The organism is Bacillus sp. 11B20 (genome assembly GCF_056098985.1).
This window is the reverse complement of record NZ_JBLZWZ010000007.1, coordinates 756620-770102: the sequence shown is the minus strand read 5'-3', so window position 1 is coordinate 770102 and position 13483 is coordinate 756620. Positions and strand designations below refer to the sequence as shown.

Genomic DNA, 13483 nt, shown 5'->3' with positions numbered 1-13483 from the left:
CTGATATATACGTGAAACAGCCATTTAATAGACATTATATCAATCAGAGGAAAGGATAGGAAATAAAAACGCCTCTGCTCATAGCAGAGACGCCAGTCATTATTTCGTTCTAAACGGCCACCAATTCCATTTACCAAAAATACGAACCATAACCGGAATAAAGAGCGGCAATACAACAAAAGCATATAATAAAAGTCCAATGAGTACGACCGTTGCAATTTCAACAAGTGATAATACTCCCGATGGCAGCATAGCGGCGAACGTACCTGCCAAAATGGCCACTGCAGAAATAATGACAGAACCCATATTTCTCATCGCTGATATCATCGATGCTTGTACATGCTCTCCCTTCCATTCATTAAAACGATCCATGAGGAAGATGGAATAATCGATCCCGAGTGTCACAAGAATAACAAAGCTGAAAAATGGGACAGCCCAGCTGACACCATCGTAGCCAAAAAATGTTTTAAATATCCATTCTGTTAACCCGATTGATGTAAAATAAGTTAAAATCAGTGAAAGTGTTAAGTATATCGGCATGACGATTGACCGTAATAAAATAATTAAAATTATAAAAATACCAATTAACATGAAGATGACAGTTCGAATAAAGTCACCGTCAGACGTTTCTTTTAAGTCCACATTTAAACTTGAGATACCAGATACACCGTATTTGGCATTTTTGAGTCCACTTACAGGTAAATATTGATCAAGGGTTTCCTCAATTTTTGCGACACCTTTCATCGCTTCATTGCTGTATGGATTCACATTTAGGATGACTTCAAAAGTCGTTAATTTACGATCTGGAGACATATACGTATGGAAGATTTGCTTAAATTCTTGGCGTTTCAGCACTTCTTCTGGAATAAACCAGCCCGTTATTTCTTCATCTGGCGCTTGCTGAAGCTGCTTTAAGTAGCCGTCAGCCTCGGTGAAGCCGCTTTTGACCTGCTCAAGCCCTTCAATACTTTCATCTAATCCATCTGTTAATAATGTAAGTTTTGATGAAAGCTGGCCAAATCCTTTTTTGATGGCTTTTTGGCCGTCTGTCAGCTGATCTGCACCATCTTCAATTTTAGGCATTTCTTTAATCAATTTTTTTTGGCCCTCATTTGTTTGGTCAAGACCGTCATAAATTTGATCAAGCCCATCCATGAGCGCCTGCACTTGGCGTTTTACTTCTTTTTGCTTGCTTGATAAGATTTGAATCACTTGATCTGCCTGCTTGATCTTTTGCTTAAAGTGAGAGGCTTCCTCTTCATATACACTCATTTGATCCCCTGCTTGATCAAGCATTCCTTTTGTTTCTTTGAATACTTTCTTGATTTCTTTATATTCTTCCATGTCTTTTACTTCTGGAAGACGATTTTCTAGTGCTTCAAATGATAGATTTTCATAAGATTTCTTTACTTTCTTAATGGTTGTCATCAGCTGCTGATTCGATTTCGCATGGCGTTCCAGTGTATTCACCACTTGCTCTAGCTCTTGAATCATCGTTTCACTGCTGCGATATTCTTGCTCTAATTCTTTTTTCGCTTCTTTGATTTTACTTCGAATCGTGCCGACGCCTTCTTTACTGCGCCTCACCCCATCTTCTAATGAGATAAGGGATTCCCTGACTTCTCCGATACCGCTTTTGATTGCTTTCGTTCCATCAATCAGCTTGTCAATGCCTTGAGCGGATTCTTCAATTTTTGGTTTTTGTTTGAGAAGGGCCAGGTTTGTTTCTGTCAAGCCATCAGAAATTTTCCCGATTCCTTCATGTCCTTTGCCAAGTTCTCCTCCCAGCTCTTTCGCTTGAGAGGTGACATAAAGCTGGCTCAGCCCGTCTCCAACAGGGCGCGTGACACTGCGGACTGTTTTGACTTCGTCAATGTCATTTAATTTACGGGTCAGTTTTTCAATGATCACAATCTTTTTTTGATTATCTAGCTTATTGTCACTTTCAACAAGCACATTCAGAGGCAGCGCTTCACCAAAGCCAAATTGCTCTGATATCGTATTAAATGCAGACACCGACTCATACTTATTCCCAATTTCATTTAAACTGTTATAAGATAGGGTGCCGTCGTACATCAGAATAGGAGGCACCGTAATAAGAGCGACTAAACCTAAGCTGATCAGCGGCCTTCTAAATGAAAAGCGCCCAGCCCATTCCCACATTTTACTTTGCGGGTGCCGGATGTTTTCTCTTTTAGATGGCCAGAATAGAGATTTTCCGAAAACAGACATAAAAAAGGGAACGATGGTAACAAGGGCAATCAGCAGAACGCCCACTCCAACGGCAACACTAACGGCTGATTGATACAATTGGAATTTAGCAAATCCAATACTTGAGAAGCCGACTAACACGGCTAAGCCGCTGAAAAATACCGTCTTCCCTGCACATTGATACGTGACGATAATCGACTCTTTGACATCACGGCCTTGGCCGATCTCCTCTTTAAAACGGCTTAACAGCAGGATGCAATAATCCGTTCCGATACCGAACATAATGGCTACCATAAAAATCTGAGTAAAATTAGATAGAGGAAATTGTGTATATTCTACAAGAAAAGCCACAATACACCGGCTGACAGCGTAAGAAATGCCTATCGTAATGAGCGGAACAACAGGTGCCAATATCGATCTGAAAACAATAATTAAAATAAAGAAAATAAAAATCATCGTGATAAGTTCAGTTTTCTTCAGACCTTGTTGAGAACTTTTAATGACATCTGAATCCACAAATTTTTGACCCGTTATTTCATATGAGACATGATAGGGCTTTAAAACTTCCTCAATTTGTTCTTTAATCTTCACAGCTTTTGTTTCGTAGTGGTCGAATTTGAATGGAACAAGAAGTGTACTTTTATCCTTTGATAAAAGTTGTTTTTGAATGTCCGGATCTACATGAAAATATGAAGTAATTCCGTCAATGTGGAGTTCTGGGGCATGTGTCATGAGTGCAGCTAAAGCCTTTTTTAATTCCTGCTCTTTCGCAGGGAACAGATGTTGTTCGGAGAATACAAGCACACCTGTATCTTTTTTCCCGTTCTTATCTGACAGCTTATCCAATAGGTGAAGTGCCTCAGCTGTTGGTGTCCCCTCCGGAACCTTTAATTGCCCTTTTTCTCTTGTTAATTCCTCTAAATCGGGCGCAGTAATAAACAGAATCACAGCTGTTATCATCCACACCACTAATACAATCCATCTTGCTTTAATTATTTGCAACATAGCTGCTTCAAGCTCCTTCTAGTTCATCAATCAATTTGCTGTATTTGAGCGTGTCTGAAGTGCTGACTGCGTCTCCTTCAAATGGCAGGATGACCTATTCAATTGTCCTTACGTGTTGAAGAAACACATCTCCATCATCAGCACGCGAGCTCAATTTCTGCCTAAAGAAAGACAGAAAATGAATGTTTTTGAACACCTCCAATTTGGGATAATTTAAAAGATATTACTATACATTAGTTTAACTATCAAAATTTTACATGTCAATTTATAAAAAAGAAAAAAGATGGCAAAATGCCGTCTTTTTTCTATATTTAAACTGTTTTCAATTGTTCGCTCTCATCCTCTTCATCTGGCTGGATGAAAAAGAGGACCAAAAATAGTGAAATGAGACTGCAAATGGTCGAGAGAATAAAAACAATGGAGTCCCCTTTATCCATAAGATAGGCAAAAATCGGAGGCCCTAAAGCAACACCGATAAAACGCATACTACTATAAAATGACGTAATGGTACCGCATTGTTCTTTTTCAATACCTTCTGTAATCAGCGCATCAAGTGCAGGCAGCACAATACCGATACCAACACCGCCAATGCTTAAACAGATAAACAATACGTAAAAGCTGTGATTCCACCATAAAAAAATATAAGAAAGTGATAACAAAGCCATACCTGCGATTAAAAAGATTCTCATTTTCCCTTTTTCTTTTCCAATCGTTTTTCCAGCAACGAAGGAACTGATTGATAGAAAAAGGAGCGGAATACTCAGCAGGAACCCTTTTTTGACACCTTTTATTTGATAAGCTGCCTCTAGATTATCGGATAAGTAAAAAAGCACACCAAAAAGAAGAAACATAATAAAACCGCCAATAGCAAAAATGGCATAAAGCCAGCGTCCCTCATGCTTAAAAATGGTCTTTGTTGATTTTAAAAATTCTTTAAATGAAGGCGGGTCCTCCTCTTTTTTTGCCGACTCTACCATGAACAGTACCATGAGAAAGCTGATGGCCGAAAAGAACGGAATGAACCAAAACGGCACATACCAAAACCATGAAGCAAGAAGTGCCCCAATAATCGGGCTTAGTACCTTTCCCGCTGTGTTAGAGGTTTCAATGGCGCCAAGTCCCGCACTGACCTCTTCATCATCATGAAACAAATCTCCTATAAATGGCATAACAACAGGTGCCGCTCCAGCTGAACCGACACCTTGAAGGACCCTGCCAAGAAGGATCCACATATACGGTTCTTTCATGATTGTTGAGGCGACTGCTGCCACAGCCCCTCCAAGTCCGGCGATTAAAAGACACGGCAGCAGTACCTTTTTCCGCCCAATCCGGTCTGATAAATAACCGGCGATTGGAATACATAAGATTGCTACAACCGAATATACCGTAATAATGAGAGAGACTTGAAAGGAAGTGATCGAGAGTTTCTTTTCTATCTCTGGCAATACAGGTATTAACATCGAGTTCCCTAGTGTCATGATTAGAGGGACTGATGATAACGCAATGATATTCTTTTTACTGACTGTTTTCTCGCCCAACATCATTCACCCAATTCTATATACTGTTACGTATTAGTGTGGCAAGTTTGGCGAGTATTATGTATGGGCAAACAAAAAGCAGCCGCCTATGGAAGCGACTGCTTGTTAAAATCGTTTGCGTATGACATGAAAGCTGAATTTATCCGCTCGAAAATAATTGAGGGAGTATAAGACCGGCTGATCATCCTGATCATAGTGCATTTGTTTGAGTAATAATAACGCCGTTTCAGGGTCACAATCTAGAATCGGTGAAACCTGATCGTGGTAGCCAATTGGTTCAATGTCCGCAACTGCATATTTGATCCCGCTGTGCGGTTCTCTTCCAAACAGCTCAAAAAGAGACTCTTCTTCATGTGTAAAAGAAGCGGGAAGGTGTTTGACTGGAATTTTATCTAAACAATAAACAACTGGCTGTCCATCTGCCGTTCGAACGCGTTCCATTGAAAAAATCCCATCAGATTCATCACACTGAAAACGAATGACATCATTCTCTGTTGGCTCCCCTTCTTGCGAAGATAAAAAGATGGTACCAGGCGTCATATTGACCTGCTCAATCATTTTCGTGACACTTGTCAGCTGTTCTATGCCTGTCGAAAAAAGTGGTCTTGAGTTGACGAAAGTCCCCACACCATGCCTTCTTATTAAATACTTTTCTTCTTCTAATATACGAAGGGCTTCACGCAGTGTCGCTCTGCTCACACCTAAAAGCTTTGAGAGCTCAAACTCAGAAGGCAGCTTTTCTTTTTCGGCATATACACCTGTTTGAATATCTTCTTTAATACGGTCAATCACTTTCAAATATAAATGGCGATTGTCTGTTTTGGTCGACATGTTTTCCCTCCGTCTAATCAATGCAAATGATAAGATGAGAAATCTCTATTCCGAGATAAGTTGAACATAACTATATCATGTTTTTGCAAATAAATAAATAGTCTGACATCCAGTTAACATAATCATACTATCGTTTACTATTTTCTAGGAAAGCTCTCTTCAACTTATGAAGAGAGCTCGTCATATTGTTCTTTTGAGAGTAGAACCTCTCTTGGTTTACTTCCTTCATATGGGCCTACAACGCCTCGTTCTTCCATTGCGTCAATGAGACGTGCTGCCCGGGTATAACCGATGCGGAACCTTCTTTGCAGCATAGAGACAGAAGCTGTCTGCATACCGATAATCAGTTCAACTGCTTCATCATATAGATCATCTTCCACAGCTGCAAGCTGATCCTGCGTTTCTTCGCTTGGAATCATTTCCTCTTGGTATTGTGCCTTTTGCTGTGTGATCACATGATCAACAACATGTTCCACTTCTTCATCTGATAAAAAGGCGCCTTGCACACGAACCGGCTTGTTTGCACCAACAGGTAAAAACAGCATGTCCCCTCTGCCCAGCAACTTTTCTGCGCCCCCCATATCAAGGATCGTCCGTGAATCTGTTTGGGAGGATACGCTAAAGGCGATGCGGGACGGGATGTTGGCTTTAATGACACCAGTAATGACATCAACAGAAGGTCTTTGTGTGGCGATAATCAAATGAATTCCCGCAGCACGAGCCATTTGAGAAAGTCTTGTAATGGAATCTTCCACATCAGATGAAGCGACCATCATTAAATCTGCAAGCTCGTCTACAATGACAACAATATAAGGAAGCTCTGGCTGTTTGGCATCTTCTGTTTGATTCATTCGTTTAATGTAATCATTGTATCCTTCAATATTTCTTGTCCCCGTATGAGAAAACAATTCATAGCGGCGTTCCATTTCGCTGACTACTTTTTTAAGTGCTTGAGAAGCTTTCTTAGGGTCTGTTACGACAGGTGCCAAAAGGTGCGGAATGCCGTTATACACATTTAATTCAACCATTTTCGGATCAATCATCATCATTTTCACTTCATGAGGCTTCGCTCTCATGAGAATACTTGTGATAATGCCATTGATACACACACTTTTTCCGCTTCCAGTCGAACCTGCTACAAGTAAATGCGGCATTTTGTTCATTTCAGCAAGCACGGCTTCACCCGAGATATTGCGGCCTAAGCCAATAAGGAGCTTAGCATTTGGACGGTCATTTTGCTTCGATTCTAATACCTCTTTTAATGAAACCATAGCGATTTCTGCATTCGGAACTTCAATCCCGATGGCTGATTTACCAGGAATCGGCGCCTCAATTCGAATGTCCTTTGCTGCAAGGGCGAGTGCTAAATCATCACTTAGATTGACGATTTTGCTGACCTTCACGCCAACATCTGGATATACTTCATATTTGGTCACAGCTGGACCTAAATGAACCTGTGTGACTTTTGCTTTCACACCAAAGCTTTGAAATGTTTTTTCAAGCTTTCTTGCATTTTCATATATATTTTTCTTATCTGTTTGCTGACCTGAATGCTGCGGCTCTGCCAAAATATCAAGTGACGGCAATTCGTAATCTTTGTTTTCAAGTTCTGTAAATGTCATCGGCGGCGCCTCTTTAGGTTCATCAGCTGTACCAGATTGAACTGGTGCACTTTGCACAGACTCTTGAAGAGGCTCTGTCTCTTTTGCAGCCTGCTTCTTTTGAACGGGCGGGGTGAGAATGTCATCCCTGTCTGCAAAGCTTGAAATAATCGGCTGGCTATTCTCAGAAGACGGCGTTTCCTCTTCGATCAAGATCAGATCATCCTCGTCCTGTTCTTGAATGCGTGAACGTTTTTTCTTTTCACCTGTTTTCTGAGAGGACGCGCTCTTTTTCGCCTGCCTGATTCCTTTCATATCTTCAACAAACGCCTTCCACTGCTTCACCATAAATTGTGATACAGGAATCGTCACTTTTTTCACCATTTCCTGCAGGGATCGGTTTGTAATCAGAACAATTCCAATCAGCATCAGGACAATCGCCATGATTTGCGAGCCTGCTTGCGCAAATAAGAAATAAGAAGCAGCAAACAATACAGCACCGATCATGCCGCCTCCTAAATCAGGTGACCCTGTTTCACCTTTCATATCCATCAAGAAAAGCTCAAATGTATTTCTAATTACACTTTGAGAGCCAATGACGCCAGCAGATGAAAGATGCTGAAAAAGCTTCACATGTGACAAAAGCAAGATACTCGCAATGATGCAGTAGAGACCTGCTTTTCTTCTTGTCAAAATATCTGGGATTTGTTTTTTCCAGAAAATCGTCACACCAAAAAGAAATAATCCGATAAGGCAGAGAATAAACCATTCACCTGCAAAGAATCGGAATAAATGTACAAAGGTTTGTCCAACAACGCCCAGCTGTAAAATGGCAATGATCGCTATGGCAATACAGACTAATCCATTTAATTCATATTTCAGTTTTAGCTGTTTATTTTGTTTTTTTCTCGTTTTCCGTTTTCTCTTTTTAGCCATACTCATCACCTTACTACGAAAGAAAATATAACCTACCGAAAGATCAGAAAGAAAGCAGCCTGGTTTTGGCTGCATCTTGTTGTAAGTTTTCCCTTTATTATAGCATAGAATCATTCATATGAGTCGGTTTGATTGGTGCCTAAATGTAACTTCAATCGCTTGCCTGGTGCAAGCTCTTGATTGAGAAAATCCATAGGATTGGTGCTCATGACTTGAACGATTTCTGCTTCATCTTCTTTCATTTCAACCATCACTGGCACACCTTGAATGTTTACCTGCTGGAGTTTACGTTCTCCCTGTTCCTCAGCGTAAATGGCTTCATATGGCATAGGCGTATATAAAATCATTGGATCAGCCCCTCGTTTTGAGATGCCCTGTCTCCGATAAGTTCATTCAACTTTTTAATCGCTTGTCCTACACCGCCGACTTCATTCATGAGTCCGTATTCCGCTGCCTCATGACCAACGACATTTGTTCCGATGTCTCTTGTCAAATTGCCTTTTGAGAACATGAGCTCTTTAAACTTCTCTTCTGTAATGTTGGAGTGGCTTGTGACAAAGTTAATGACTCTTTCCTGCATTTTATCTAAGTATTCAAAGGTTTGCGGAACACCAATGACAAGACCTGTTAATCGCACAGGGTGAATGGTCATCGTGGCTGTTTCGGCAATATACGAATAGTCACACGATACAGCAATCGGGACACCTATCGAGTGGCCGCCGCCAAGCACAATCGAAACAGTTGGTTTTGATAAAGAAGCAAGCATTTCTGCAATTGCGAGTCCCGCTTCAACATCTCCCCCTACTGTATTTAAGATGATCAAAAGGCCCTCTATTTTCGGGTTTTGTTCAACGGCTACGATTTGTGGAATGACATGTTCGTATTTGGTTGTTTTATTTTGCGGTGGAAGCTGCATATGGCCTTCAATTTGTCCAATAATGGTGAGGCAATGGATATTTGTATCTTGCGGCAGCTGCGGAACGGCTGTTTCACCAAGCTGCTGTATTTTGCTCATAATGCTGTCTTTTTCTTCTGGCTTTCGCTCAGGCTGCTGTTCATTCTTTTCGTCCATTTGTCTCCATCCTTTCCTCAAACTCTTCTCCTATTATGAACAAATAGCCCATATTCCATCCGCATTCCTCACGCTACATCAAAAAAGCCCAAAGAGCTTATGCTCCTTGGGCTTAGCGTGTAGACAAACCCTCGCATTCGCCCGCAGTCCTGCGCTTCGGTGCTCACGAATGTCAAATTCGCTCCGCTCCGGTGCTCGTCCTTTCTAGACTGCAAAGGTTTTCTATCACGCTAAAAAGAAGACAAAGTGCTAAAATAAAGTTCATTTTAGCACTTTGTCAATAATCTAAAGCCCAAAGAGCTTATACTCTTTGGGCTTTTCTCATCACACTTCCATAATAATTGGAATGATCATCGGCTTACGTTTTGTTTTTTCATATAGGAATTGATTGAGTACATCGCGCATGGATTGTTTCAATGTTGACCATTCAACAATTGAGTTTTCCGTTTGCTCTTTGACAATTCCTTTGACCATTTCTGTTGCTTTCACAATCAGCTCTTCGGATTCTCTTACATAGACAAATCCTCTTGTGATGATTTCAGGTCCAGAAATTAATTGTTTCTTTTGTTTATCTAGCGTAATGACAACGATCAAGATGCCGTCTTGAGACAACAGGCGTCTATCGCGTAGCACGATGTTTCCGATATCACCAACGCCAAGACCATCGATTAAAATGTTCCCTTGGTGAACTTTTTCACCGATTTTGACGTTCTGTCCTCTAAACTCAACCACATCTCCTTTATCAATCAAGAAAATGTCGCTGCGTTTCATACCTACTTCTTCGGCAATACGAGAATGTGCTTTTTGCATACGATATTCGCCATTCACCGGAATTAAATACTTCGGTTTTAGTAAGTTCAGCATCAGCTTTAACTCTTCTTGGCAGCCATGTCCAGATACATGCACACGTTTTTGTGCAAAAATGACTTGTGCTCCGCTTCTTGTGAGGAAATCCACTGTTTTAGAGTATGTGAGTTCTTGTCCAGGAAGTGGTGTAGATGCAATCACAACAGTGTCATCTTTTTCAATATGAAGCTGTTTGTGATTTTGCTTTGCCATTTTTGTTAAAGCAGCAAGCGGCTCTCCGTGGCTTCCAGCAGTCAGGATGACCACATCGTTTTTCGCCATTTTCTTCACTTCTTGAACGGGTACAAATAATTCTTCGTCTGCTGTCACATAACCAAGCTTGATCGCCAGCTGAAGGGTTGTCATCATATTCTTCCCTGCAACGGCAAGCTTACGGCCATTTTGATTGGTTGCATTAATGATCTGCTGCACGCGGTTAATATTAGATGAAGACACAGCAACAATCACACGATTTTCAGCATTGTACATCGCATTTGAGATTTCGTCTTGGACGAGCGCCTCAGAAGGTGTATAGCCTGGTTTTTCAGCATTTGCACTGTCTGAAAGTAGTGCTAAAACGCCATTGTTTCCAATTTTCGCAATCTCTCCGATGTCACAGGCTTGGTTAAGCGCTGGGGTTTGATCAAATTTAAAATCACCTGTGCATACGATTGAACCAAGAGAGGTTTTGAAGCTGATCCCAACTGAATCAGGGATGCTGTGATTCGTTCTAAAGAATGATACTTTTGTTGTTTCAAAAGTAATGACTGATTTTGCATGTACCTCACGCAAATCAGCTTTTTGATTGAAGCCATACTGCTTTAATTTTTCTCGAAGTAACGCAAGGGTCAGCTTCGTTCCGTAGACTGGTACAGACAATTTACTTAAGCAATGGAATACGCCTCCGATTGCTTCATCATGTCCGTGGGTAAGAAAAATTGCTTTCACCCGATCAGCACGTTCTGTTAAATAAGAGATATCAGGAATGACAACGTCAATGCCTAGCATTTCATTTTCTGGATGCATTAAACCTGCATCTACTACATATATGTCCGAATCAATTTCAATGACATATAGGTTTTTCCCGATTTCTCCAACGCCTCCGAGTGCAATAATTCTTACGTTCTCTGTATTTTTCTTTTTCAAAATTCTTATCCTCCTAGTCTCAAGCCCGTCCATCATCGCTTAATGCTATTATAACTGAATCTAATTTTAGAAAACAAGATGAAGTCACATTTTAAGAAAGTGTTTATGTATAAAAAACGGTCATACTCAGGGACATCTGAGAATGACCGCTTACGAAATCTTTTGTTTTGATCAGCTGTTTAAAACGCTGCTTAAATTCAGTCTCTCTTCTTCTGACAAAGGCAAAAGCGGAAGACGAACAGATCCGACGTCTAGTCCTTTCAGCTGAAGAGCTGTTTTGACAGGCGTTGGATTTGGCGCTGAGAAAAGCTGTTTCATGATTGGAAGCAGCTTTTGATGGATCAATGCTGCATTCGCTGTTTGGCCTGAAGCATAGCTTTTCAGCATTTGCTGCATATCAAGCCCTACGATATGAGACGCAACAGAGACAACTCCTTTTGCACCAACAGATACAGCCGGAAGTGTTAAGCTGTCGTCCCCTGAATATACATCGAAATCTTCTGGCGTCTCAGCAATGATTTTTGTCATGGCATCAAGATCGCCGCTTGCTTCTTTGATGGCAACAATGTTAGGTATTTGCGCAAGCTTAATCGTTGTTTCTGGTGCTAATGAAGCGACCGTTCTTCCTGGTACATTGTAAAGCATGACAGGAAGAGATGTAGACTCGGCAATGGCTTTAAAGTGTGCATACATGCCTTCCTGTGATGGCTTGTTGTAATAAGGTACGACAAGCATCACTGCATCAACGCCCGCTTCTTCTGCTTTTTTCGTTAGTTTGATAGACGCATTTGTATTATTACTGCCTGTTCCTGCAATGATTTTACAACGACCATTTGCTAATTTGACCGATTGCTGAAAAAGAGCGACTTTTTCTTCATTCGATAAAGTTGGCGATTCGCCTGTTGTCCCTGCAACGACTAAGGAGTCACTGCCGTTTTTTAATAAATAATCAATGAGAATTGATAGCTTTTGGAAATCGATGTTGCCCTTTTTATCAAAAGGTGTAATCATAGCTGTTGCGATATTTCCGAAATTCATTTTTTTCACCTCATCATGATTCAATCACATTTATCTTGAAAGTTCAAACACTTCATGCAGGGCATTGACGGCCGCTCTCATGTTTTCTTCGTTCACTAACACCCAAATGGTCGTATGACTGTCAGCTGATTGTAAAATCGGAATGTTTTGCTCGGATAGTGCCGATACAATTTTAGATGTGACACCTGGTACACCCATAATGCCTGCGCCAACAGCTGATACTTTCGCACAATTTGTTGTCACAATTGGCGTATAGCCAAGATCTTTTAGGATCGACGTTGCCTTTTCAGTCATTGCACCTGTCACCGTATACACAATTTCACTCGGTGTAATGTTGAAGAAGTCGACACTGATTTGTGCGTTTGCCATTGCTTTGAAGACCTCTGTTTGTACGCTGTACTGACCTTCTTTAGCAGGAACTTTGATTTGCGTCACATCATTGACATGTGCAATACCCGTAATAAGGCGATCGTACACATCATGGCTCATTTTATCTGAGTAGTGTGATGTAACGAGTGTGCCCTCATCATCAGAGTATGTTGAACGGACCCTCATTGGTACTTTTGCCTGCATCGCAATTTCGACAGCTCTCGGATGAATGACTTTTGCCCCTTGATATGCGAGGTTGCAAATTTCCGTATATGTCACAACTCTTAGCGGTTTTGCATTTTCAACAATACGGGGATCTGCTGTCATAACGCCTTCTACATCTGTAAAAATATCAATAAAGTCTGCCTGCAATGCAGCGCCTAAAGCAGCGGCGGACGTATCACTGCCACCTCGTCCGATTGTTGTCACGTCTCCATTTTTCGCGGCTCCCTGGAATCCAGCAACAACGACAACATCATGTTCAGACAGTGCTGCCTCCAGACGTTCGCACTTCATGTCAATAATTTTCGCACTTGTATGCTCCTTATCTGTTACAAAACCCGCCTGAGCACCAGTCATCGCTACAGCCTTTAGACCGTTTTCATTCAGCATACTTGAAAACACAACGGCTGAGATATTCTCTCCGCAGGAAACAAGCAAATCCTTTTCTCGATTTGTCATATGCTGCGCGCTGCCGTAAAGCAGACCAAGCAGCGTATCTGTCGCATAGGGATCGCCTTTTCGTCCCATTGCAGAAACGACGACAACCGATTTATAGCCTTTCTCTTTTGCAGATAAGATATGTGCGAGTGCCCTTTTTCTACCTTGATCATCTTTGACAGATGTACCGCCAAATTTTTGGACAATTATTTTCACTGTTTTCACTCCAA

9 protein-coding genes are annotated in these 13483 nt (G+C 41.2%); all 9 read right to left on the bottom strand.

All coding sequences use genetic code 11. The features are described from left to right. Positions 1-99: 99 nt before the first annotated feature. The 9 genes from ACN6NB_RS08145 to dapG all read right to left on the bottom strand — a co-directional run bounded on the left by ACN6NB_RS08145 (position 100) and on the right by dapG (position 13469). Positions 100-3216 (bottom strand): MMPL family transporter, encoded by a 3117-nt coding sequence (locus ACN6NB_RS08145; protein WP_144491236.1) that lies wholly within the window; start codon positions 3214-3216, stop codon positions 100-102. Positions 3217-3527: 311 nt separating this feature from the next. Continuing rightward, positions 3528-4757, bottom strand: coding sequence for an MFS transporter (locus ACN6NB_RS08140; protein WP_224929260.1), 1230 nt, complete (start codon positions 4755-4757; stop codon positions 3528-3530). A gap of 102 nt (positions 4758-4859) precedes the next feature. Beyond that, complete coding sequence (locus ACN6NB_RS08135; RefSeq protein ID WP_039178693.1) at positions 4860-5585, bottom strand: GntR family transcriptional regulator; 726 nt, start codon at positions 5583-5585, stop codon at positions 4860-4862. Positions 5586-5749: 164 nt separating this feature from the next. Next, a complete protein-coding gene (locus ACN6NB_RS08130; protein ID WP_144491235.1) occupies positions 5750-8122 on the bottom strand; it encodes an FtsK/SpoIIIE family DNA translocase in 2373 nt (790 codons plus the stop codon). Positions 8123-8232: 110 nt separating this feature from the next. Then, positions 8233-8469 carry a YlzJ-like family protein gene (locus tag ACN6NB_RS08125; protein ID WP_008344712.1) on the bottom strand — a complete coding sequence of 79 codons (237 nt, stop codon included), beginning with the start codon at positions 8467-8469 and terminating at the stop codon, positions 8233-8235. Further along, the gene (locus ACN6NB_RS08120; RefSeq protein WP_024424124.1) at positions 8466-9194 is read right to left on the bottom strand and encodes a ClpP family protease; all 729 of its coding nucleotides are present in this window, start codon (positions 9192-9194) and stop codon (positions 8466-8468) included. The genes ACN6NB_RS08125 and ACN6NB_RS08120 overlap by 4 nt, the downstream gene beginning before the upstream one ends. 324 nt (positions 9195-9518) lie before the next feature. Then, positions 9519-11186: a ribonuclease J2 gene (gene rnjB / locus ACN6NB_RS08115; protein WP_012010007.1), complete on the bottom strand. Its 1668-nt coding sequence runs from the start codon at positions 11184-11186 to the stop codon at positions 9519-9521. Positions 11187-11357: 171 nt separating this feature from the next. Beyond that, the gene (gene dapA, locus ACN6NB_RS08110; RefSeq protein ID WP_041084805.1) at positions 11358-12224 is read right to left on the bottom strand and encodes a 4-hydroxy-tetrahydrodipicolinate synthase; all 867 of its coding nucleotides are present in this window, start codon (positions 12222-12224) and stop codon (positions 11358-11360) included. A gap of 30 nt (positions 12225-12254) precedes the next feature. Beyond that, on the bottom strand, positions 12255-13469 hold the full coding sequence (dapG, locus tag ACN6NB_RS08105; RefSeq protein WP_034662253.1) for an aspartate kinase: 1215 nt from the start codon (positions 13467-13469) through the stop codon (positions 12255-12257). Positions 13470-13483 lie beyond the last annotated feature (14 nt).

Coding starts and splice junctions, on each gene's coding strand:
- ACN6NB_RS08145 (WP_144491236.1), bottom strand. CDS start 3,216: ATGTTGCAAATAATTAAAGCAAGATGGATTGTATTAGTGGTGTGGATG.
- ACN6NB_RS08120 (WP_024424124.1), bottom strand. CDS start 9,194: ATGGACGAAAAGAATGAACAGCAGCCTGAGCGAAAGCCAGAAGAAAAA.
- ACN6NB_RS08130 (WP_144491235.1), bottom strand. CDS start 8,122: ATGGCTAAAAAGAGAAAACGGAAAACGAGAAAAAAACAAAATAAACAG.
- ACN6NB_RS08140 (WP_224929260.1), bottom strand. CDS start 4,757: ATGTTGGGCGAGAAAACAGTCAGTAAAAAGAATATCATTGCGTTATCA.
- ACN6NB_RS08135 (WP_039178693.1), bottom strand. CDS start 5,585: ATGTCGACCAAAACAGACAATCGCCATTTATATTTGAAAGTGATTGAC.
- ACN6NB_RS08125 (WP_008344712.1), bottom strand. CDS start 8,469: ATGATTTTATATACGCCTATGCCATATGAAGCCATTTACGCTGAGGAA.
- dapA (WP_041084805.1), bottom strand. CDS start 12,224: ATGAATTTCGGAAATATCGCAACAGCTATGATTACACCTTTTGATAAA.